We start from the raw sequence: 21,551 nt of genomic DNA on the forward strand, positions 1-21,551 counted from the left end.
TGCACAAGCTGAACCACACAAGGGGAAACACCATGATCACAGCAAGGAAGCTGCTCGGCGCGCTCGCGCTGGCCACGGCGATCGGCCTGACCGCGGCCTGCGGCACCACGCCGGCCAACCCGGGTGCGCAGACCGATCAGGTCGACCTGCGGATGACCGTCTGGACCTCCAACGAAGATCAACTCAAGCTCTTCGACACGATCGGCGACGCCTACCGGGCCGATCATCCCGAGGTTTCCTCGATCACCTTCGAGAGCCTGCCGTTCGCCGACTACAACACGACGTTGACCACCCAGATCGCCGGCGGCAACGCGCCCGATCTGGCCTGGATGGGCGACCTGTCCAAGGACCTGATCGCCTCCGACGCGCTGCTGCCGCTGACCGACAAGCTGAAGGCGACCGACGGCTGGAAGTACGACGACCTGCTGGGCAGCGTGACCGCGGAGTTCAGCAAGGACGACCAGCTGTACGCCTACCCGTTCTCGAACTCTCCGTTCGCGTTGTACGTCAACACCGACCTGCTGGCGGAGGCCGGACTGAAGATCGACACCGATGGCCTGACCTGGGACCAGGTGGCTGAGGCGGGTGCCGCGGTGAACGCCAAGACCGGCAAGGCCGGCTTCGTGATCCGCGACTTCGACTACACGTCCTGGAACACGCTCGCCACGGTGTGGACCGGTTGGGGTGCCTCGGCCTGGAGTCCGGACGGCAAGACCTGCACCTTCGACAGCCCGGAGATGCAACAGGCGTTCCGGTTCCTGCATGACGCGGCGTTCAAGACCAAGGCCATGCCGGGCCCGGGCACGACCGCCGACTTCTTCGCCGGCGACGCCGCCTTCACCGTCGCCCAGGTGTCCCGGGCCTCGCTGCTGGACGGCACGTTCAAGCACGAGCTGGTGCCGCTGCCGGACGGTCCGAAGGGCGATTACGCCGTCCTCGGGCAGGCCGGCGTCGGCGTCCTCACGTCCAGTAAGCATCCGGAAGAGGCACGGGATTTCCTGGCCTACTTGACGAATCCGACCAACGCGGAGAAGCTGGCCCAGTTCTTCCCGCCGCCGCGGAAGTCGCTGCTGACCGGGGACAAGCTGGCCGCGAACAACCAGAAGGTCACCGCCGCTCAGCTGCAGGCGGTCGTCGTTGATCAACTGCCGGACGCGGTCACGCTGCCGAACCACACCAGTCCGGCCGAGATCGCGCAGAAGGGCAAGACCGCCCTGGACGCCATCTGGAAGCCGGATGCCGACATCCCCGCCGTGCTCGGTTCGGTCTGCTCCGCGATCGCTCCGATCTTGAGCAAGTGACCTTCCGATCATGATCACCACCTCAGTCGCCGAGGCGCCGGAAGTCGGCGGCGCGGATCGGACGAAGGCCCCGGCTGCTGCCCGGCCCGCGCGCCCCGGTGGGTTCTGGACCACCCGGCGCCGCGACGTGCTGACCGGCTACCTGTTCGTCGCTCCGCAGCTGGCCGGGGTGGCACTTTTCGTGCTCATCCCGGTCGGGCTGGCGATCTGGTACAGCCTGAACGACTGGAATGTCTTCACCGGCAAGCAGACCTTCGTGGGCGGGTCGCACTACGCCGCACTGGCCGCGGACCCGCAGCTCGGTGCGGTGCTGGGCGCGACGGCGATCTTCTCCGGCGGCGTGGTGATCTTGAACATCACCCTCGGGCTGACCATCGCGATCATGCTCAACCGGCGGTTCCGCGGCGTCACGTTCTTCCGCACCCTGTTCTTCTCGCCGGTCGTGGTGTCCGTGGTCGCCTGGACACTGGTCTGGGGCTTCCTGCTGCAGGACAACGGCGGCATCAACGGACTGCTGGGCACGTTCGGCATCGACGGACCGAACTGGCTGCAGCACGGCGACACCGCGATGGTCTCCGTGATCATCACCCAGGTGGTCCGCAGTGTCGGGATCAACCTGGTGCTCTTCCTGTCCGCCCTGCAGGGCGTCCCCTCCGAGCTGTACGAGGCGGCCCGGATCGACGGCGCCCCGGCACCGGCGATCTTCTTCACGATCACGTTGCCGCTGATCTCGCCGACGGTGCTGCTGACGGCGATCATCACCGTGGTCGGGGCGCTCCAGTCGTTCGCCCAGATCGCCGTACTGACCGGCGGCGGGCCAGAACTGTCGACCACCGTGCTGGTCTTCTACGTCTTCCAGCAGGCCTTCGAGTTCAACGACATCGGCTACGGGTCGACGCTGGCCCTGATGCTGCTGACCTTCGTGCTGCTGCTGACCCTGCTGCAGTGGCAGCTTCGCCGGAAGTGGGTGTTCCATGAGAACTGAGCGCACCGGAACCCGGCGCAAGCCTGCCATCGGGCGCCTGGTTCGCCGCGGGTTGTTGATCATCGCCCTGTCCGTGCTCGCCGTCCCGTTCGTGGTGCCGACGGTCTGGATGGTCGCAGCCTCGGTCAAGCCGCTGGCCGAGATCTTCGCCGCGCCGCCGACGTTGTGGACCGAGGCGCCGACCCTGGCGGCCTACGCCGAGGCCTTCACGTTCCAGCCGTTCGCCCGGCAGTACGCGAACTCGGTCTACATCGCGATCGTCGTCACCGTGATCACGCTGCTGGTCTCCAGTCTTGCCGGCTACGCCTTCGCCCGGATCCGGTTTCCCGGCGCGAATGCCTTGTTCCTGGTGGTTCTGGTCGGGCTGCTGGTGCCGAGCGAGGTCACCATCGTGCCGCTGTTCCAACTGTTCAAGCAGTTCGGCATGATCAATACCCATTGGACGTTGATCCTCGTCACGTCGCTGGCCGCGCCCTGCGTCCTGGCCACCTTCATCATGCGGCAGTTCTTCATCGCCCTGCCGATCGAGCTGGAGGAAGCGGGCCGGCTGGACGGACTCGGCCGACCAGGCCTTTGGCTGCGGATCAGCCTGCCGCTGGCCAAACCGGCACTGTCCGCGGTGGCGATCTTGACCTTCCTGTCCTCCTGGAACCTGTACCTGGAGCCGACGGTCTACCTGACCAGTCCGGAGCTGTTCACCCTGCCGCAGGCCTTGACCCGGTTCACCGACGCGTACGGCGGCGAGATGTGGAACACCCAGCTCGCCGCCGCCACCCTGACCGTGCTTCCGATGCTGATCGTCTTCGTGGTGGCCCAGCGCCAGTTCGTCGAGGGGCTCGCCCACTCCGGCCTCAAGTAGCGGAGTTCGTACGCGCAGCCGCACGACCCGGCAACTTCCGTGATCACAGATCGAGGGTGAGCCGGCCGTCGGCGGCGCGGCCGACGCAGATCATCATCCGGTCCGCCTCCTGGCGTTCGTCGTCGGTCAGCACCGTGTCGTGATGCTCCGGCGTGCCGGCCAGCACCCTGGTCTCGCAACTGCCGCACCAGCCCTGCTCGCAGGACGACGCCGCGTGGCCGAAGCCGTCGCGGCGCAACGCGGTCAGGATCGTCTCGTCCGCACCGACCTCGAACCGGCGACCGGACCTGGCCAGGTCGACCTCGAATCTCCGCCGCGGCCCCGCGCTGCTGGCCGGGGCGACGTCGCCGGCGAAGCTCTCGGTGATCACCCGCTTCCCGTACCGTCGGCCGGCCTCGATCACCTCGGTGATCATCCCGGCCGGGCCGCAACAGTGGATCACGGTGTCGTCCGGGACGGCGGCGATCATGGTTGTCAGATCCGGTCTGCCGTCCCGTTCGGTGATGATCATCCGTGCGCCGGGCAGCTCGGCAACCTCGTCCCGGAACGCCATCGCGGCAGCGCTCCGGCCGGCGTAGACGAGCTCGTACCTGCCGTGGCGGCGGTCCACCGACCGCGCCATCGACAACACCCCCGTGATGCCGATCCCACCGGCCACGAAGAGGTGCCGCGGCGCGCCGACCAGAGGGAACCTGTTCCGCAGCCGTTTCATGATCACCGTCGTTGAAACCTGCCCGGCGTCGTGCAGCTCGGCCGATCCGCCTCGGCCCGCCGGCTCGTGGAGGATTGCGATCCGATAGCGAGTACGGTCTCCGGGATCACCGCAGAGCGAGTAGTGCCGGCGCCGGCCGGAGCCGAGCTCGAGCTCGACGTGGGCGCCCGGCGCCCAGGCCGGCAGTGGCGCGTCGTCGGCCGGCCGCAACTCGAGCATGATCACCCGATCCGCCGCGTCGGCACGTCGCGTGATCATCAGCGGCCGGTCCTGGGCCAGCCCGGCCGCGTCGAAGATCAAACCGTCCCGGACCTCGATCGGGTGCGACCGCAGCCGGGCGCCGGAGCCGGCGGCGAGGTGGTGCCCGGTGATCAGGTCGAATTCCCAGCCGTGCCAGGGACATCGGAGGATCTCCTCGGCCCGGCCGTACCGGTAGTCGCCGACCGCCGACTGGAGCCGGGTCCCGGCGATCGTGCCGCGGCAGACCGGAGCCGCTTCGTGCGGACAGAGGTCGCGCCAGGCGATCACCTGGTCACCGACCCGGAACAGGCCGATCTCGACACCGTCGACGCGGCAGCGCAGCGGTCCGGCGCCGACCGGTGGGACGTCCGCGAGCCGGGCCAGCACCGGCCCGCCGACGGGCGAAGGGGCGGTCATCGGTGCGGCGGTCATTCGACGGCGGTCTCGGTCGGAGCGCCGCTGCGCTCGCTCGGTTCGGTCTCGACCGGGAGGTGCGGCGGCAGGTCCTCCGCCGCCGGCGGGGACTGCAGCCGGTAGAGCTCGGCGGCGGTGCCGCCCATGATCTTGGACCGGGTGGCCGGCTCGACCGAGGACAGGATCAGGTCGCGGTTGTCGAAGTCCCAGTGCGGGTAGTCGGAGGAGAACATCAACGTCCGGTCCGCGTCGATCATGGCGAGGATCTGGCCGAGTTCGTGCGGCCGCCGCGGCTCCTCGATCGGCTGCGTGGTCAGCTTCACGTGATCGAGGATGTACTCCGACGGCAGCCGCTTCAGCCACGGGGTGGTGTCCCGGAGTGCCTTGTAGTTCTTGTCCATCCGCCACATCAGATGCGGCAGCCAGGCGGTGCCGCCCTCGATCGCCACCACCTGCAGGGTCGGGAATTGCTCGAACACACCCTCGGTGATCATGCTGTTCAGCTGCGCCATGTAGCTGATCGGCAGGATGTTGTGCCACTCCATGTAGCGCGACGGCCAGCCGACCGGCGTCGGCGGCAGGGCGGTGCCGGCGCCCTCGGTGCCCGGATGGATCGCGAACGGCAGCCCGGCCTCCGCGGCGGCCTCGAAGATCGGCCAGTGGTAGCGCTGACCGAGCGGCCGGCGGGTGGTGGCCGCGGTGATCACCTGGACGAAGCGCCGGTCGCCGGACCAGCGGCGGATCTCGGCGGCGGCCGCGGCGGGTTCGTCGCCGTAGACCAGGATCGACCCGCGGAACCGGTCCGACCGGTCCAGCCACTCGGTGACCGTGCAGGCGTTGTAGGCCGTGGCGACCACGTTCAGGAAGTCGGGATCGGTGCCCATCCCGAGCAGGGTCGGGCCGGTCAGGATCCCGTAGTCGATCCGGTAGCGGTCCAGATGATCACTGATCAGGAAGTACGGGTCGCTGGCCGCCCGGCCGCCGTTCGGGGGCGTCACGTCCTTCCGGGCCACCCCGCGGGGATTGGCGTAGTTGCCGCGCGGCTGGCCGAGGGTCTGCCAGGTGTTCTGCCAGACCGTCGGCAGGTGGCTCGAGAGTCCGACCAGGTCGTTGTGGACGTCGCAGTCGACGACGAGTTCTTCGGATGACATCGCAGCCCTTCTTGTCCGGCTTTGGATTCCGCCGACTCTACCGGAGCATTTGATCAGATGGAAGATCGTTCAGCGATATGGAACGCTCGAGACGCTGGCTGGACCACCCGGGATCGGGAAGGTGAAGAGAGGTCAGGCGAGTTCGCTGAGGGGTACCACGCGACGTTCCCGGAGGCTGCGCCAGACGGCCTCGGTGAAGATCAGATAGCCCAGTCCGTCCTTGAACGTGGTGCGGCGGACCGGCTCGGAGCCGCGGATGGCGCCGATGAACTCCTCCTCGACCCGCCAGTCGATCCGCTCGGCGTCCGGGATGTCGATCTTGGTCGGCTCGGCCTGGCCGCGTCGGGCGCCGAAGAGCCCGTCCGCGGTGAGCCGGAGGGTGCCGTCGGTCCCGTACAGCCAGACGCCGTTGGCCGGCGCGTGCCCGGTGACCTGGGAGACCGCGATCCGCAGCTGGGTGCCGGAGGGCAGCGCGCCGATCACGTCGAGATGATCCGGTACGTCGACGAACTCGCTGGTGCCGTCCGCCGCGGGCCGCCGGGTGATCATGGTGCGGCCCGCCGCCATCACCCAGGCCGCGTCGCCGAGCCAGCGCTGCATCGCCTCGTACCAGATGCCGAGCGACATCACGTTCACGCCGGAGATCTCGGTGGTCTGCCGCCAGGTCCGGGCCGCGGCGGGGTCGGCGAACCCGGACCGATCGGTGATCTCGACCGCCACTAGGTCGCCGAGATAGCCCTCGCCCAGTAGCCGGGAGATGGTCGCGTCGTAGGCCAGCGTGAACGGCGACGGCACCACCTGGGTGACCAGCCGCGGCCGGCTTTCGGCGGCGGTGATCATCCGTTGCGCCTCGGCGACCGTACGCGCCAGCCGGGCCTCGCAGAGCACGTGCTTCCCTGCCTCCAGTGCGGCGATCGTGACCCGGGCGTGCAGGTCCGGCCAGGTGCCGATCACGATCGCGTCCAGCTCCGGATCGGCGACCAGCTCGGACCAGTGGCCGGCGACCCGCGGGATCTCGAACTCGTCCGCTACGGCCTGTCCCGAGGCCTCCGTCCGGTTGCTCACCGCGACCACGTCAACCCCCTCGATCGCCTGCAGCTTGGGGATGTGGTGCAGTCTCGTGTTGCCGCCGGCGCCGACAACCCCGACGCGAATCACCGAATCGATCATGGCGGCAAATCTACGCAACTCGGATCAGGCGAGCCGGGGGTGCAAATGTGAGCATCACGGGTAGCTTCAGTTCATGAGCGCACCGATGGTCACCGTCCGCGGCGAGGCCGAACTCGAAGTTCCACCCGACCTCGCCGAACTGCGGATCACCCTGCACGGCTCGGGGGCCGAAGCGAAGTCGGTCTATGCCGAGCTGTCCCGTTCCGGTGCCGGGCTGACCGAGGTGCTGGACCGGTATGCTGCGGCGATCGAGGAGCGGGCCACCGTCGGCGCGCACGTCGGACCGGTGTTCCACCGGCGCAGCCAGACCAAGATCACCGGCTACCGGGGCAGCCAGCACACCCGCGTCGTGGTGCACGACTTCGAGGCGCTGTCGCCGCTGCTGCTGGCCGTGGCGGAGCTGCCGAACGGCCAGGCGGACGGGCCGACCTGGTCGCTCCGCCGGGACAACCCGGTCTTTCGCGAGGCCCGGCTCGCCGCGATCGACGACGCCAGGTCCCGAGCCGCCGACTACGCGGCCGGGTTCGGCGGCCGGATCGCCGAACTGCTCGAGATCTCTGACCTCGAGGAGGGTTTCGGCGGCGCCCGCCCGATGGCCATGTACGCGCGCGGCGGCGGTCCCGTCTCGGACGAGATCGAATTGGACCTCGAGCCCCAGCCGCAGCGCGTCTCTGGCCGGATCACCGTCCGCTTCGGCCTGGCCGCCGTCTCCGTCGGCTAACCGGGGAGTTGCGAGGCCGCCAGTCGGGACGGGTGGCGGCGCTTCTGCGAGAGCTCCATCCACAGCCCGACCATGATCAACGGGATCAGTTCGTCGGACCGGTCCAGGTCGCCGGCCAGCGCGTCGTCGACCTCGATCCGGTAGAACTCGGATGCGGTCACAAACGAGGCCCAGAACCGCCAGAGCATGCTCCAGGCGCTTTGCCCGAACGTAGGGTGCCACTGCAGTTCGTTGAAGATCGACACCATCTGGCGGCCTTGATCATCGGCGAAACCGGTCACCGGATCGTACTTCTGGTAGCGCCTTGTCCAACGTAGGCGGCGCCCGGAGGACAGGGTCACCCGGGCGGTCTCGGCCGCCGGCTGGAACACTTGGTACGTCAGCTCGAGAACCTGCCGTTCGCTCGGAAGTTCGACGAGCTCGCAGCCGACGTCGCGCTGGTGCCTGAGCTCGAACCTGCGCCCGGCGTAGTCGACGTCGAAGAGGTCGCGGACGAGTCGCTGGTAGCCCCTGGAGATGATCATGGTGTTGTCCCGGAGTGCCCAGTGGCCGCCCCAGGTAAAGAAACGGCCCCGCCCCCCACCCGCGTTCGTACGCTGGGCTCTGAAGATCGACATCGTGATCAACCCTCCGCTGCCGTGCCGAGGCTAGCCAGCCGGCGGTACGAAGTGGCTGGCCTCGATCAGGTTGTCCGGGTCGACCTCGGTCTTGATCATGCGCAACCGCCGGTAGACATCGGGCGGGAACAACCGCCCGGCATCGCCGGGCCGTTCGCAGAAGTTCGCGTATTCGTACGCCGAGGCCCATGGCGCTACGGCCTGCCGCGTCGCTTGGACGTCGCGGCCGACCTGGGCGGTCGTGTCCGGATCCGGGGTGATTCCGGCCGCCAGGAAGAGATAGTCCCCGTCCAGGCGGGCGAGCGCTCCATGATCGGGCGCGGTACGTCCAGCGGCACCGCCGATATGTCTGACCTCGACCGACAGCAACGGAGTCGGACATCCGGGGCCGACGACAGCCAGGAGCGAGTCGATGGCGGCACCGGGAAGCTGGGTGAGCAGCGACCCGTCCGCCAGGGCGGGCACCGGGGCTTCCGGATCCATGTGGAGGGATTGCAGAGCAGGCATCGGTACGGTCGCGAACGTGTCCATGACCGGCGCCATCGAACGGAACGGCTGTAGCAGGCCGGCACCCGTTGCCTCGGGCCCGACGTAGGCCGCCTCAAGGATGACGAAGTCCCGGCCTCGCAGGTGATCCGGGAGCTCCGGCAGAGAAGGGAACCGCAACACCCGGCCGATCGAGGTCAACTCCTCAGGAACGCCATCGGCGGTCCATTGCGCCCAGGCGTGCAGAACCTCCGGCGCGCGGTCGATCGGCCAGAAGAGCGCCCCGGCGTACGCCTCGCGGATCGGGAACAGCTCGAACTCCAGTGCCGTGACGATCCCGAAACTCCCGCCGCCACCGCGCAGCGCCCAGAACAGCCACGGGTCGTGGGCCTGGTCCACCCGGCGAAGCCGGCCGTCGGCGGTGACGAGCTCGACGGCCTGGATCGTGTTGGTCGCGAGTCCGTACCGCCGAGCCAGCCAGCTGACGCCACCGCCGAGCAGGTAGCCCGCGACGCCGACGTCCGGCGACGAACCGGCGAGCGCGGCGAGCCCATGGGTGGCGGCCGGCACCGTGACGTCCTGCCACCACGCTCCGGCTTCGACCCGGGCCCGGCGCGCGCCCGGATCGATCTGGACCTTCCGCATTCGGGAGGTCCGCACCAGCAGCGTTCCGGCCAGCGGCCGCAACATCCCCGCACCGTGCCCCGTTCCCTGCGCCGTCACGCGCAGTCCGCGGGAGCGGGCATGATTGAAGGCCGCGGCGACATCGTCCGGCGATTCGACGTTCATGATCGCGTCGGGCCGTTGGTCGAAGGCCAGGTTCCATGGCCGCCTCGCATCGTCCCAGCCGGGATCTCCCGGTGTCAGCAGCGTCTTGGGGTACAGAGACTCGTTCATGGTCGGGACTCCCGGATCGGAACGTGGGGTGGGTTCGGCTGGTCGCACTGCGCCCTGTCGTACTCCAGAATTCGTGGCCGCGGGCGACCGAGGAGCAGCATGCCGCCGGCGGCCAGCGGAAGCGCTCCGAGCCCGATCATGAGACCGAGCGGCAGCTCGGACCCAGTGTTCGGCAGGCCGCCTTCACCGGGGCCACCATGATCATCTCCGCTGTTGCGGCCGTCCGAACCATCCTGATCATCCGGGTCTGGGTGACCGGGTGAGGGGGACTCCTGAGACGGGGACCGAGACTGCCTGCTGCTCGGTTCACGAGTCGGCCGGTCGGTGGGTTCACCGCTCGGTTCGTCGGTCGGAGACTCCGTCGGCGACCCGGACGGCAGGGTTGGCTCGCGGTCGAGGATCCGTACCGGCTCGGTTTCGGTGACCTTGCGCCCGTCGATCTCGACCGTGGCGATCACTTCGTGATCACCGGCCTCGGTGTCCTCGGGAATCGTTGCGGCGAAACTGAACGCGCCGTCATCGCCGGCTACGACGGAGCCCAGTTCGGTCGGATCAGAGCCGAGCTGCAGCAGCACCTCCGTGCCTCCCGGTAGGCCGCCACCGGTGATCTTGAGCTTCTCGCCTGCCCGGGCCCGATCCGGTGCCTCGAGCTCGAACGATGTGATCGGTGCCGGATCGATGGCTACGGTGATCTTGAGCGTTGCATCGGGTTCGATCCCGTTGTCGGCGGTCAGGATCACCTCGTGCTCACCCTCGGTCCCCGGCTTCGGCGTGCCGGTGATCACTCCGGTCCGTGGGTCGAGCACGAGCCCCTCCGGCATCCCCTTCGCGGTGACGGTCGGGGCCGGTCGCCCGGCGACCTTCGGCGTGTACGCGCCCGGCTGGCCCACCGTGAACCTCGCCTCCGTGCCACCGGTTAGCCTCGGGGCCTGCTGCTCGCCCTCGCTCCAGCCTGCGTGGAACGGAACCTCCCCGGCGACCCCGGTTCCCAGGTCCGTGTCGGCGGTCAACGGGTCGGCCGACCCGCCGTTCGACTGAAACCATCCGGAGAAGGTGTAGCCGGTCCGAGTGGGCCGTTCCGCCGGCACCGAGAGCCCGGCAGCCGCCAGTGTCGGGGCGTAGACGGTGACGTCGTCAGGCGTGCTGCCGCCGTCGGATTCGCTCGCGGCGAAGGTGAGTCGATAGTTGTTGTGGGTGACGTCGAGCGGCGGCGACACGGTCACGGTGGCTCGGATCGACCCGTCGTTTTCGAGCACGCTCCGGTTCGCCGAGCCGGTGACGGTCCCGGACCCCGTGATCGTGCCGCGGTTCGACGCCGTGGCGGCTTCGCCGACGCGCAGGGTCGAACCCGCCGGAATCGTCAGCCATCCACGGTTGACCAGGAACAGGCCCCGGGAGTCGCTGTAGTACCCGGCGCCGATCGCCGAACCGCGGCCCTTGGCGACGGCGGTCACCACCGCGTCCTCGCCGATCTCCACCGAGCCGTATGTCGAGCCGGACTGCACCCGATTTCCGGCACCACACCCGATGCCCGCGCCATCTCCCAGGCTGGTCGCCACGACTGTGCCGCCGTTGATCCTGATCGGTCCGGAGATCGCAGTGACCCCGGCCCCGATGCCCGCCCCACCGGTACTGGTGGCCTTGACCGTGCCCCCTTCGATCCGGATCGGACCGGCAGTGGCCGCTTCGCTGGCGCCGATCCCGGCACCGGAGCGGCTGGTCGCGGTCACCGACCCGCCCGTGATGGTGATTCCCTCGACGTTTCCCTGGAAGCCTCCGCCGATCGCAGCGCCTCCGTTCGGGCTGGTGGCGGTCACCGACCCACTCTCGATCGTGATCATGCCGGCGTTGCCGAGGTTGGGGGTGCCGTTGGCACCGCCGATGCCCGCCGCGTCGCCGTCGCCGGCCGCGATCAGTCTGCCGCCGCCGGCACCGTCCCGGATGACCAGGTGGGCCTGGTTCGGGACGAGGATCCCCGGCCTCCCACCCGGCCGGATCTCGAGCCGGTGACCGCCGAGATCCAGTCGCAGCAGGTTCCCGACCGGTACAGCAATCGCCGGATCGTCGGGAGCGACCACGATGTCGGCTCCCAGTTCGATCACCGATCCGTCGGCCGAGGTCCGGAACGCCTCGGCCAACTCCTCAGGTGTGTCGACCGCGACGTCCGCGAACGCGGGGGTGACTGGCGCGGACAGGAGGCCAACGGTCAACAGTGCCGCGGCGACGATGGACCGATAGAACCTTCTGCGCACGAGTGTTCCTTTCGATGGGTCGGGCTCGCTCACCGAGCCTTCCGGTTAGCGGCGGTCGCGGGGAACCAGGCAGTCCGCCGGTTTGTTCTGGAGGCTGCCCGCCAGGGCTCACGCGGGATTCCGCCAGCGGCCCCCGGCAGGCTTCCGCGGAAAGGCCCGTGCCGCGACCCGGCCGAGCCGGACCAGGTCGGCCCGGAGCGCGGCCGAGCGGTCGGAGTGTTCGGGCAGCAACAGCGTGATCATCGCGGCGAGCGGTCGGGACAGCCGGCGGATCTCGAAGGTCTGCCGGATCCGCGTGGCGGTGCCGACTGGTTCGAGCTCGTACGTCCAGCGGGTGCGGTCCGTCCGGCTGACCGTCTCGAAACAGAACCGGTACGGGGCGGCAGCCTCGATCACCCGGCATGGCCGGGACCAGCGGATCCAGCGGACCCGGTTCCGGCCGAGGAAACGGGCGCCGGCGACCGGCCCGGTCGCGCCGTCCAGCCAGCGGCCCGACCGGCACTCGCCGCTCCACTCGCCGATCCGGGCCGGGTCGGTGAGGACCGACCAGACCGCTTCCGCGGTGGCCGGGACGACTTCCGTCACGGTCCCGATGTGTCCGACGTCCATGATCAACCTTCCGACGAAGCCCAGAAGACCAGCCTGCGCGAGCGCCGGTCGCCGGTGAACCCGGCAGCCCGGAGCGGGTTCTGGAAGCTGGCCTCCAGTCGGATCGGCGGAGTTCCGGCTTCCCTCATCGGCGGCAGGGTCGGAGAATGAGCCCATGGACCGGCAGGGCGTGCGCGGCGTTGTGGCGGTGGCCTTCGCCGCGCTGGCCGCGGTCGGCTTCGTCGGCGCGGCCTGCCTCGCGGTCACCCAGCCGGTCAACGGCGCCGAACCATGGCTGGGCGTGGTCTGGCTGCTGGCGGGACCGCTCCCGTTCTTCCTGGTCGGTGTGGCCGGTCGCTGGCGCGGCCCGATCCGGTGCACGCTCGCGGCGCCGCTGCTCTGGGTGGGCGGCACCGGCGCGATCGCCGCCGTGCTCGGCTATCTGGCCGGTGCTGCCGACCCGGCCGGGCCGCTCCGGCAGGCCAAGATCGGGCTGATGATCACGTACCAGCTCGCCTGCATGATCATGATCGTTCTGCTGACCCGGGCCTTGGCCCTGTTGCCGGACGGCCGGTATCGCTACCCGTACGAGCGGATCATCCTGCGTGGCCTGTGGCTGCTGCCGTTGCTGGGCGTGATCAGCTTCGTCACCGCGCCGGCCGGCCGGCTTGATCAACTCGCGCTGCCGGGCGACGGCCGGCCGGTGCCCGGACCGGTGCCGGTGCCGACGTGGCTGCCGGAGCCGCTCGCCTCGGCGTACCAGGACTACTGGTTCGTCGCGGTGATCGGCGTCGCCCTGTTCCTGATCCGCGCGGTGCGGATGTCGCCGGCCGAGCGGAGGATGTTCCGGGTCATCGTGATCGTGATGTCGGTGCTGACGATCGAGCTGGTCGCCCTCGTGGTCGGCTACCTGTGGTTCGCCGACGAGACGCTGAATTCCCTGCTGCCGAACGGAATCCTCGGCCTACTCCCGTTCGTCGGCGTACTGGCCACGGTCGTCGTCGCCGGGGTCCGCAACGGGGTCCTGGGAGTCGGTCCCGCGGCGCGACGCACGCTCGTCTACGCCGGACTGTGGATCCTGATCGCCGGGGTCTATCTCGGGCTGGCGACCGGACTCGGGTTGGCCGCGACGGCCCGGCTGCCGGTCGCGATCGCGATCGTGATCACCGTGGCGGCGACGATCGCGCTGGAGCCGGTACGCCGCTGGGTGAACCAGATCGCGGAACGGCAGGTGTTCGGGCACCGGCTGTCCGGCTACGAGGTGCTGATCCGGCTCGGCAGCACGCTCGAGCACGCCGGCCGCCCGCACGAGCTGGCCGAACTGCTGGCCACGGGTCTGCGGGACGGGCTCGGGTTGGCCTGGGCGGAGGTCCGGCTGGAGGATTCGGTGGCGACGGCCGGGACGCGGATCGGGCCGGCGGTGTTGGAGCAGCCCCTGCGGCACGACGGCGTGGAACTGGGGATGATCCGGTGCGGCACCAGGCTGGACGGCCCGTACGGTCCTCGTGATCATGAACTGATCGACACCCTGGCCCGGCAGACCGTGCTGGCGCTGCAGAACCGGCGGCAGACGGTCGAGCTGGAGGCGTCCCGAGCCCGGATCGTGCAGGCCCAGGACGCCGAGCGGCGCCGCATCGAGCGCGACCTGCACGACGGGGTCCAGCAGGAGCTGGTCGCTCTCGTGGCCAAGCTCGGGCTGACCCGGTCGACGCTGCGCCGCGACGCGGACCGGGCCGGCCGGTTGATCGAGGAACTGCAGGGCGAGGTGGTACGGATCGTGGACGACCTGCGGGAGCTGGCGCACGGCATCCATCCGTCCGTGCTCAGCGACGAAGGCCTGGTCGCGGCCGTCGAGTCGAGCGCACGGCGGATGCCGATCCCGGTCACGGTCTCCACCTCGACCGGGCTGCGGAACGCCCGGTTTCCTGTGGAGGTGGAGGAATCGGCGTTCTACTTCGTGGCCGAATCGCTGACCAACGTGCTGAAGCACGCGCGGGCGACCAATGCCGCGATCGACCTGGTGGCGACCGACGGGTCGCTGCAGCTGGAGGTGCGGGACAACGGGTCCGGGCTGCCGCCGATGGTCTGCTCCGGTTCCGGGCTGATCGCGCTGCGGGACCGGATCGAGGCCGTCGGCGGCACAGTCCGGGTCGGCAACGCGCCCGCCGGCGGCGCGACGGTACACGCCCGGCTGCCCACTGCGGCAGAGGTGGCGGCACCATGAGGGTCGTGATCGCCGAGGACCACTACCTGGTCCGGGAGGGCACCCGGCGGATCCTCGAGGACGCCGGGGTCTCCGTGGCCGCCGCGGTCGGCTCCGCGGTGGAGTTGCTGGACGCGGTCGACCGGCTCGGGCCCGACGCAGTGATCACCGACATCCGGATGCCGCCCGGTCACCACACCGAGGGGATCGCGGCGGCACACGAGATCCGGATCCGGTTCCCGTCCGTCGGCGTCGTGGTGATGTCGCAGCACGCCGGCGAGCAGTACGCCTTCGCACTGTTCCAGCACGGCACCGAAGGGCTGGCGTACCTGCTCAAGGAGCGGGTCGGAGACGTCGACGAACTGATCCGCGCGCTCCGCGAGGTGATGGCCGGCCGGTCGGTGGTGGATCCGCGGATCGTCGAGGTGCTGGTCCGCAGCCAGAGCCGGACCGCCGAATCGCCGCTCAGCTCGCTGACCGCGCGCGAGCTGGAGGTGCTGGCGGCGATGGCGCAGGGGATGAGCAACCGGGCCATCGCCGAGTCGCTGACGCTGGCCGAATCGACGGTGGAGAAACATGTCAACGCGGTGTTCGCGAAGCTCGGCCTCGGCGTCGAGGACTCCTTGCACCGGAGGGTTTCCGCTGTGCTCACGTTCCTGCGCCACGCGCCGTCGGACGACGCGGCGGCCACGGACTGACGAAGGGGATCAAGCCTTCGGGCCGTAGCGGCCCGGCCCCCAAGTCGCCGTCGCGCGGCGCCGGTAGCCGCCACGGAAACCGTTCAGCACGATGAACCGCGGAACGGTCGGCAGCAATCCGCGGACGACCTGATAGCGCTCCGGGTCGAGATTGTCGATCACCCAGTGCGCCTCCGGGCCGAGCTGGGTGAACGGCTTCGGCTTGATGTTGTGCTCCTCATCCCAGGCGTCCCACTCGGCGGCCGTGATGCTGGCCGAGACCACCGGCATCGCCTCGTCCTCCTCTCGGCGCAGGTGCGGCAGCACCACTTCGCAGAGCGTGTCCAGCGCGCTGAGCACCGAGTTCCGGGCGGCCGCCGAGCCGTCGTCGGCATACCCGGTCGCTGCCGCGTTCAGGGCGTCCATGGCCGGCGCGATCCGGGAGTGGTCCGCGTCCATGGTCGCCATGATCGCCGCCGCGCCCGGATTCCTGCGCAGCACCATCGGCCAGAGTCCCTCGTCCTCGCTGGTGTGGTGAGCGTGCAGGAACCTCATCATCCAGAGCAGGTGCTCGGCGATCGCCTTGCGCTGTTCCACGTCGGGGTACGGTTCCGTGGTCAGAGCCGTCCTGGCCCGCGCGAGGTCGCGCCGGAACGCATCGTGGACGACCCCCATCATCGTCGTGTCGGCCGGGCGTTGCGGATCGGGTTTCATCGTGCCTCCTCATCCTCGCTTCGAGCTTGCCCCGACGCCGGTCCCGGCGGAACCCAGCTATCCGTACGTCGTTCTGGAAGCTGTCCTCCAGAAGGAGTCAGCGGAGCAACAGCACGACGCCGATCAGCAGAGCCGGAAAGTAGTGGAAGCCGGGCAGCGTGTCGCCGGTGATCATGAGTTGCACCAGTGGCGCAACGCTCAGTGCGAGGGCGACCCAGCCGGTCCAGGGCGGGGTCACACTGGACCTGATCAACGCTCCGGACAGGGCGGCCAGGCTCAGACAGCCGAGCAGCAGATAACCGCGGATCAGCCATACCGACCAGTCGGCGAACGTCTCGAAACCCGGCCGGACCACACCGGACCGGTAGCCGGTGACACTCAGCCATAGCGCTGCGGCGAGAAGGAGCCCGACGAGCCCGATCCGGGACAGCACGACCTCGCCGTGTCTGCCTAGCAGCGCGGTCATGATCGTCATGCCGCCTGCGAGGAGCACGATCCCGAGGCCCATCAGCAGGTTGGCCAACAGCCAGCCGGCTTCGGCCCCGGCCACAGCCAGCAGCTGCTCCCGTACCGGAAGGGAAAAGATCGAGGGATTGCCGCGCGGGCCGACCAGCGGCACGATCGCGCCGATCACGAAACAGACGAAGGCCAGCACAAGCAGAACGCCCGCGATCCTGGCCGCCGTGCGACCGGCAGCCTCCAACACCATGATCATCACCCGACTCCATTCTCGGCCGCTGGTCCGGCCGGCGAAACCTGGCTGACCGCCAGCCCGGCTGGCGGCTGGCTGCCAGCCGATCGGGCTCCGGACGGGTGTCCACCATTCGCGGGAGGATTCGGGCGGTCGGCACAGGGAAGATAGATTCAGGGGCATGTTCGCCAAGGTCTTGGTCGCCAATCGGGGCGAAATCGCCGTCCGAGCCTTTCGTGCCGCGTACGAGCTGGGGGCGGCCACCGTCGCCGTCTATCCGTACGAGGATCGCAACGCCGTCCACCGGATCAAGGCGGACGAGGCGTACCTGATCGGGGAGAAGGGCCACCCGGTCCGGGCCTACCTGGACGTCGCGGAGATCATCCGCGCGGCCAAGGAGTGCGGCGCCGACGCGATCTATCCCGGGTACGGCTTCCTGAGCGAGAACCCGGACCTGGCCAGGGCCTGCGCCGAGGCCGGGATCACCTTCATCGGCCCGCCGGCCGATGTGCTCGAGCTGGCCGGTAACAAGGTCCGGGCGCTGGCCGCGGCCAAGGCCGCCGGCATCCCGACGCTGCGGTCGACCCCGCCGTCCGACGACGCGGAGACGCTGCTCGCCGGCGCGGCCGAGATCGGCTTCCCGGTCTTCGTCAAGGCCGTCGCGGGCGGTGGCGGCCGCGGCATGCGGCGCGTCGACGACCCGGCCGCGCTGCCCGAAGCGCTGGCCGCCGCGATGCGCGAGGCCGAGGGCGCGTTCGGCGACCCGACCGTGTTCATCGAGCAGGCGGTCGGCCGGCCGCGGCACATCGAGGTGCAGATCCTGGCCGACAACGACGGCAACACGATGCACCTGTTCGAGCGGGACTGCTCGATCCAGCGCCGGCACCAGAAGGTCGTCGAGATCGCTCCGGCGCCCAACATCAGCGCGGAGCTGCGGGAGGCGCTCTGCCGCGACGCGGTCGCGTTCGCCAAGTCGCTCGGCTACTCCTGCGCCGGCACCGTCGAGTTCCTGGTCGAGACCGAGGGCGAGCGGGCCGGCCAGCACGTGTTCATCGAGATGAACCCGCGGATCCAGGTCGAGCACACGGTCACCGAGGAGATCACCGACGTCGACCTGGTCCAGGCGCAGCTGCGGATCGCCTCGGGGGAGACCCTCGATGATCTTGGTCTGAGCCAGGACGTGGTGCGGATCAACGGCGCCGCGCTGCAGTGCCGGATCACCACCGAGGACCCGGCCAACGGCTTCCGCCCGGACACCGGCACGATCACCGCCTACCGGTCCGCCGGCGGCGCGGGCGTCCGGCTGGACGGCGGCACCGCCGCGACCGGCGCGGAGATCAGCGCCCACTTCGACTCGATGCTGGTGAAGCTGACCTGCCGTGGCCGTACCTTCACGGCCGCGATCGCCCGGGCCCGGCGCGCGCTGGCCGAGTTCCGCATCCGCGGCGTCAGTACCAACATTCCTTTCCTGCAAGCGGTTCTGGAAGATCACGACTTCCTGGCCGGGGACGTCTCGACCGGTTTCATCGAGCAGCGGCCGCAGCTGCTGACCACTCACGCGCCGGCCGACCGCGGCACCCGGATCCTGCGCTGGCTGGCCGAGGTCACGGTGAACCAGCCGTACGGCAAGGCGCCGACCCGGCTCGACCCGGGCGAGAAGCGGCCGGCCGGAGTCGATCTTGATCAGCCGTCGCCGTCCGGTTCGCGGCAGCGGCTGCTGGAGCTCGGCCCGGAGGGGTTCGCCGCCGATCTTCGGAACCGGACCGGGGTCGAGGTCACCGACACCACGTTCCGGGACGCGCACCAGTCGCTGCTGGCGACCCGGCTGCGGACCAAGGACATGCTCCGGATCGCGCCGTACGTGGGCCGGATGACGCCGGAGCTGTTCTCGGTCGAGTGCTGGGGCGGCGCCACGTACGACGTCGCGCTGCGGTTCCTCAACGAGGATCCGTGGGAGCGGCTCGCCGCGCTGCGGTACAACATGCCGGGCCTGTGCCTGCAGATGCTGCTGCGCGGGCGGAACACGGTCGGCTACACCCCGTACCCGGAGAAGGTGACCAGCGGGTTCGTCGCCGAGGCCGCCGAGACCGGCATCGACATCTTCCGGATCTTCGACGCGCTGAACGACGTGGAGCAGATGCGCCCCGCGATCGAGGCCGTACGGGAGACCGGGAGCACGATCGCCGAGGTCGCGCTCTGCTACACCGCCGACCTGACCGATCCGGCCGAGGACCTCTACACGCTGGACTACTACCTCCGGCTGGCCGAGAAGATCGTTTCGGCCGGGGCGCACATCCTGGCGATCAAGGACATGGCCGGGCTGCTCCGGCCGCCGGCCGCCCGGACCCTGGTCACGGCGCTCCGGGAGCGGTTCGACCTGCCGGTGCACCTGCACACCCACGACACCGCGGGCGGTCAGCTAGCCACCCTGCTCGCGGCCGTGGACGCCGGGGTGGACGCGGTCGACGTGGCGAGCGCGCCGATGTCGTCGACGACCAGCCAGCCGCCGGCCTCGGCGCTGGTGGCCGCGCTGCAGCACACCGAGCGGGCGACGAATCTTGATCTTCGTGCGGTGATGGATCTGGAGCCGTACTGGGAGGCCGTCCGGCGGGCCTACCTGCCGTTCGAGTCGGGTCTGCCCAGCCCCACCGGCCGCGTTTATGATCATGAGATTCCGGGCGGTCAGCTGTCCAACCTGCGCCAGCAGGCGATCGCCCTCGGGCTCGGCGACAAGTTCGAGCAGATCGAGGCGATGTACACCGCCGCCAACAAGATCCTGGGCCGGCCGACCAAGGTCACCCCGTCCTCGAAGGTCGTCGGTGATCTTGCTCTGCACCTCGTTGCGGCGGGCGCGGATCCCGCTGAGTTCGCCGAGCACCCGGAGAACTACGACGTGCCGGACTCCGTGATCGGGTTCCTGAACGGCGAGCTGGGCGATCCGCCCGGCGGCTGGCCGGAGCCGTTCCGGAGCAAGGCGCTGCAGGGACGCAAGGTCCCGCCGGCCCACGCCGACCTGTCCGAGGACGACTCGGCGGCGCTGGACAAGCCCGGCCGGGACCGCCAGGTCACGCTGAACCGGTTGCTGTTCCCCGGCCCCACGAAGGACTTCGAGGCGGCCCGCGAGACGTACGGCGACGTCGGCCGACTGGACACGATCGACTATCTGTACGGCCTGCGGCCGGGCGAGGAACACGTCGCCCGGATCGGCAAGGGCGTCAGTTTGATCTTGGGCCTGGAGGCGATCGGCGAGGCCGACGAGCGCGGCCTGCGTACGGTCATGTGCACCCTGAACGGGCAGCTGCGGCCGATCCGGGTCCGGGACAATTCGATCAAGGTCGACGTCAAGGCCGCCGAGCGGGCCGACACCGGCAACCCCGGCCACGTTGCCGCGCCGTTCGCCGGTGTGGTCAGCGTGACCGTCGCCGAGGGAGACCGGGTCGAGGCGGGCGCCACCGTGGCCACCATCGAGGCCATGAAGATGGAGGCCGCGATCACCGCGCCGGTGGCCGGCACCGTGCAACGCCTCGCCGTCGGCCGGGTGCAGCAGGCCGAGGGCGGCGACCTGGTCCTGGTGATCAACCCCGGCTGATGTCGGCTTTCCTCCACGCACCGACCGGTCAAGCGGTTGAGGCGGTTCCGGGCGCGCGCCCGTGGCGGAATCCCGTCACCGCGGCGCGGTGCTGGCCCTGATGATCAACGCCGGGTCGAGCGTGATCCGCTGCGTCGCGGCGGGGGCGGTGCCCCGGATCTGGTCGAGCAGGGTACGGATGGCGTACAGGCCGAGTTCTCGGCGCGGCGGCTGGATCGCCGTCAGGGCGGGCTGGGCCAGGGCGGCCAGCTCGTCCTCGTAGGCGATCACGGACAGCTGGTCCGGAATCGCGACACCCCGGCTCCGCGCGTGCCGAACCAGGGTCAGCGCGTCCTCGTCGTTGTGGCAGAGCAGGGCGGTGATCTTGCGGCGGCGGAGCAACGCCAGCACGTCGTCCAGCCGGTCACCGGTCCAGCCCGGCCAGGTCAGCGAGTCCTTGCCGGGAATGAACGGCAGCTCCTGGTCAAGATCAAGATCATCGACGGCCTGCCGCCAGCCGGCCTGGATCAGCTCCGCGGTTTGGGTGTCGGTGCGGGCCATCAGCGCGATCCGGCGGTGGCCGAGTTCGTACAGGTAATGGACGGCGGCCGCCGCACCGCGCTCGTGCGCCATCCGGATCGTGCTGGGTGACCCGAGGGTGAGCTCGGGCAGTTCGCGGTCCATCAACATCGTCGGCACCTCGAGCCGCCGCAGCCAGCCGGCGTAGTCCCGGGCCTCGTCACTGGGCCGGGTCCGGTGCTCCAGGGCGGGCAACAGCAGCAACCCGTCGACCCCGGCGTCGAGCAGTCCGGAGATGGCCTCGCGCTCGGCCGCGATGATGTCGGCCACCGTCTCGTCCGGCGAGGTCTGCGGCAGGGCGAGGTTGAGGGCGAGCCCGGAGTCCGGCTGATCGGCAAGATCACGGATCCCGTCGACGATCCGCGGGTAGTAGGCGGTCAGGGGCGGGATGAAGACGCCCACCTGGATCACCCGACCGGCGGCCGCGGCCCGCTCCTGACTCAGCGTCGCGCCGCCGTACACCTTGTCGAGCACGCCGTCCGCGGCCAGCGAATCCAGGTCCCGCCGCACCGTCGCCTCGGACACCTGGAGCGTTTCGGCGATGTCGGTGACCCGCACCGAACCCGTCTTGCGCGCCAGTCCGAGGATGCGCGAGCGCCGCTCGGCCGCTAGCACGGCCACCGCTTTCCCATGGCAGGAGATTACCGCATATTGCAAAGTCGATCAGAGTCGATCAAGAAGTTGACAAGTATGTTGAAACGTTGCAAACTCGATCAACGAGAGACG

Annotated in this window: 17 protein-coding genes; 7 read left to right on the forward strand and 10 right to left on the reverse strand. The window is 69.8% G+C overall.

Features of this window, described 5'->3' with window-relative positions; all coding sequences use genetic code 11:
* Positions 1–32: 32 nt before the first annotated feature.
* The 3 genes from ACFQU4_RS08320 to ACFQU4_RS08330 are packed head-to-tail and all read left to right on the forward strand — an operon-like array spanning position 33 to position 3,145.
* Positions 33–1,301 carry an ABC transporter substrate-binding protein gene (locus ACFQU4_RS08320; RefSeq protein WP_377489460.1) on the forward strand — a complete coding sequence of 423 codons (1,269 nt, stop codon included), beginning with the start codon at positions 33–35 and terminating at the stop codon, positions 1,299–1,301.
* Positions 1,302–1,311: 10 nt separating this feature from the next.
* Positions 1,312–2,286: a carbohydrate ABC transporter permease gene (locus ACFQU4_RS08325; protein WP_377489463.1), complete on the forward strand. Its 975-nt coding sequence runs from the start codon at positions 1,312–1,314 to the stop codon at positions 2,284–2,286.
* Positions 2,276–3,145, forward strand: coding sequence for a carbohydrate ABC transporter permease (locus ACFQU4_RS08330; RefSeq protein WP_377489466.1), 870 nt, complete (start codon positions 2,276–2,278; stop codon positions 3,143–3,145). The genes ACFQU4_RS08325 and ACFQU4_RS08330 overlap by 11 nt, the downstream gene beginning before the upstream one ends.
* 43 nt (positions 3,146–3,188) lie before the next feature.
* On the opposite strand, the gene ACFQU4_RS08335 is transcribed toward ACFQU4_RS08330, so the two are convergent.
* The 3 genes from ACFQU4_RS08335 to ACFQU4_RS08345 form a co-directional block, all read right to left on the reverse strand.
* On the reverse strand, positions 3,189–4,514 hold the full coding sequence (locus tag ACFQU4_RS08335) for a 2Fe-2S iron-sulfur cluster-binding protein (RefSeq protein ID WP_377489469.1): 1,326 nt from the start codon (positions 4,512–4,514) through the stop codon (positions 3,189–3,191).
* An 11-nt stretch (positions 4,515–4,525) separates the two neighbouring features.
* Complete coding sequence (locus ACFQU4_RS08340; protein ID WP_377489472.1) at positions 4,526–5,662, reverse strand: amidohydrolase family protein; 1,137 nt, start codon at positions 5,660–5,662, stop codon at positions 4,526–4,528.
* Between the two features lie 132 nt (positions 5,663–5,794).
* Complete coding sequence (locus ACFQU4_RS08345) at positions 5,795–6,832, reverse strand: Gfo/Idh/MocA family protein (protein ID WP_377489475.1); 1,038 nt, start codon at positions 6,830–6,832, stop codon at positions 5,795–5,797.
* A gap of 73 nt (positions 6,833–6,905) precedes the next feature.
* Between ACFQU4_RS08345 and ACFQU4_RS08350 the strand changes: the two genes are divergently transcribed.
* Entirely contained in the window at positions 6,906–7,553 is a 648-nt protein-coding gene (locus tag ACFQU4_RS08350; RefSeq protein ID WP_377489478.1) for an SIMPL domain-containing protein, read from the forward strand.
* On the opposite strand, the gene ACFQU4_RS08355 is transcribed toward ACFQU4_RS08350, so the two are convergent.
* The 4 genes from ACFQU4_RS08355 to ACFQU4_RS08370 all read right to left on the reverse strand — a co-directional run bounded on the left by ACFQU4_RS08355 (position 7,550) and on the right by ACFQU4_RS08370 (position 12,414).
* Entirely contained in the window at positions 7,550–8,077 is a 528-nt protein-coding gene (locus ACFQU4_RS08355; protein WP_377489481.1) for a hypothetical protein, read from the reverse strand. The two genes, ACFQU4_RS08350 and ACFQU4_RS08355, sit on opposite strands and share 4 nt — an antisense overlap.
* Before the next feature lie 123 nt (positions 8,078–8,200).
* Positions 8,201–9,553: an FAD-binding oxidoreductase gene (locus ACFQU4_RS08360; protein WP_377489484.1), complete on the reverse strand. Its 1,353-nt coding sequence runs from the start codon at positions 9,551–9,553 to the stop codon at positions 8,201–8,203.
* Positions 9,550–11,805 carry a putative Ig domain-containing protein gene (locus ACFQU4_RS08365; protein ID WP_377489487.1) on the reverse strand — a complete coding sequence of 752 codons (2,256 nt, stop codon included), beginning with the start codon at positions 11,803–11,805 and terminating at the stop codon, positions 9,550–9,552. The genes ACFQU4_RS08360 and ACFQU4_RS08365 overlap by 4 nt, the downstream gene beginning before the upstream one ends.
* A 108-nt stretch (positions 11,806–11,913) precedes the next feature.
* On the reverse strand, positions 11,914–12,414 hold the full coding sequence (locus ACFQU4_RS08370; RefSeq protein ID WP_377489490.1) for an SRPBCC family protein: 501 nt from the start codon (positions 12,412–12,414) through the stop codon (positions 11,914–11,916).
* Positions 12,415–12,568: 154 nt separating this feature from the next.
* Between ACFQU4_RS08370 and ACFQU4_RS08375 the strand changes: the two genes are divergently transcribed.
* Together ACFQU4_RS08375 and ACFQU4_RS08380 are read left to right on the forward strand one after the other, a co-directional pair.
* A complete protein-coding gene (locus tag ACFQU4_RS08375; protein WP_377489493.1) occupies positions 12,569–14,617 on the forward strand; it encodes a sensor histidine kinase in 2,049 nt (682 codons plus the stop codon).
* Entirely contained in the window at positions 14,614–15,294 is a 681-nt protein-coding gene (locus ACFQU4_RS08380; RefSeq protein ID WP_377489496.1) for a response regulator, read from the forward strand. Before ACFQU4_RS08375 ends, ACFQU4_RS08380 begins: the two co-directional genes overlap by 4 nt.
* A gap of 9 nt (positions 15,295–15,303) precedes the next feature.
* Here the strand turns inward: ACFQU4_RS08380 and ACFQU4_RS08385 are convergent, their stop codons facing one another.
* Positions 15,304–15,987, reverse strand: a complete 684-nt coding sequence (locus ACFQU4_RS08385) for a hemerythrin domain-containing protein (RefSeq protein WP_377489499.1) — start codon at positions 15,985–15,987, stop codon at positions 15,304–15,306.
* 97 nt (positions 15,988–16,084) lie between these two features.
* Entirely contained in the window at positions 16,085–16,702 is a 618-nt protein-coding gene (locus tag ACFQU4_RS08390) for a hypothetical protein (protein ID WP_377489502.1), read from the reverse strand.
* A 157-nt stretch (positions 16,703–16,859) separates the two neighbouring features.
* Between ACFQU4_RS08390 and ACFQU4_RS08395 the strand changes: the two genes are divergently transcribed.
* Positions 16,860–20,267: a pyruvate carboxylase gene (locus ACFQU4_RS08395; protein ID WP_377489505.1), complete on the forward strand. Its 3,408-nt coding sequence runs from the start codon at positions 16,860–16,862 to the stop codon at positions 20,265–20,267.
* 75 nt (positions 20,268–20,342) lie between these two features.
* On the opposite strand, the gene ACFQU4_RS08400 is transcribed toward ACFQU4_RS08395, so the two are convergent.
* Positions 20,343–21,446 (reverse strand): substrate-binding domain-containing protein, encoded by a 1,104-nt coding sequence (locus ACFQU4_RS08400; RefSeq protein WP_377489508.1) that lies wholly within the window; start codon positions 21,444–21,446, stop codon positions 20,343–20,345.
* Positions 21,447–21,551 lie beyond the last annotated feature (105 nt).

It is taken from the genome of Microlunatus sp. GCM10028923 (assembly GCF_042666975.1).
Taxonomy (GTDB): domain Bacteria; phylum Actinomycetota; class Actinomycetes; order Propionibacteriales; family Propionibacteriaceae; genus Microlunatus.

Bases quoted from the DNA above. Each gene is read 5' to 3' on its own strand.
- ACFQU4_RS08350 (WP_377489478.1), top strand. From the start codon at position 6,906: ATGAGCGCACCGATGGTCACCGTCCGCGGCGAGGCCGAACTCGAAGTT.
- ACFQU4_RS08330 (WP_377489466.1), top strand. From the start codon at position 2,276: ATGAGAACTGAGCGCACCGGAACCCGGCGCAAGCCTGCCATCGGGCGC.
- ACFQU4_RS08345 (WP_377489475.1), bottom strand. From the start codon at position 6,832: ATGATCGATTCGGTGATTCGCGTCGGGGTTGTCGGCGCCGGCGGCAAC.
- ACFQU4_RS08340 (WP_377489472.1), bottom strand. From the start codon at position 5,662: ATGTCATCCGAAGAACTCGTCGTCGACTGCGACGTCCACAACGACCTG.
- ACFQU4_RS08390 (WP_377489502.1), bottom strand. From the start codon at position 16,702: ATGATCATGGTGTTGGAGGCTGCCGGTCGCACGGCGGCCAGGATCGCG.
- ACFQU4_RS08320 (WP_377489460.1), top strand. From the start codon at position 33: ATGATCACAGCAAGGAAGCTGCTCGGCGCGCTCGCGCTGGCCACGGCG.
- ACFQU4_RS08325 (WP_377489463.1), top strand. From the start codon at position 1,312: ATGATCACCACCTCAGTCGCCGAGGCGCCGGAAGTCGGCGGCGCGGAT.
- ACFQU4_RS08360 (WP_377489484.1), bottom strand. From the start codon at position 9,553: ATGAACGAGTCTCTGTACCCCAAGACGCTGCTGACACCGGGAGATCCC.
- ACFQU4_RS08375 (WP_377489493.1), top strand. From the start codon at position 12,569: ATGGACCGGCAGGGCGTGCGCGGCGTTGTGGCGGTGGCCTTCGCCGCG.
- ACFQU4_RS08370 (WP_377489490.1), bottom strand. From the start codon at position 12,414: ATGGACGTCGGACACATCGGGACCGTGACGGAAGTCGTCCCGGCCACC.
- ACFQU4_RS08335 (WP_377489469.1), bottom strand. From the start codon at position 4,514: ATGACCGCCCCTTCGCCCGTCGGCGGGCCGGTGCTGGCCCGGCTCGCG.
- ACFQU4_RS08385 (WP_377489499.1), bottom strand. From the start codon at position 15,987: ATGAAACCCGATCCGCAACGCCCGGCCGACACGACGATGATGGGGGTC.
- ACFQU4_RS08395 (WP_377489505.1), top strand. From the start codon at position 16,860: ATGTTCGCCAAGGTCTTGGTCGCCAATCGGGGCGAAATCGCCGTCCGA.
- ACFQU4_RS08380 (WP_377489496.1), top strand. From the start codon at position 14,614: ATGAGGGTCGTGATCGCCGAGGACCACTACCTGGTCCGGGAGGGCACC.
- ACFQU4_RS08355 (WP_377489481.1), bottom strand. From the start codon at position 8,077: ATGATCATCTCCAGGGGCTACCAGCGACTCGTCCGCGACCTCTTCGAC.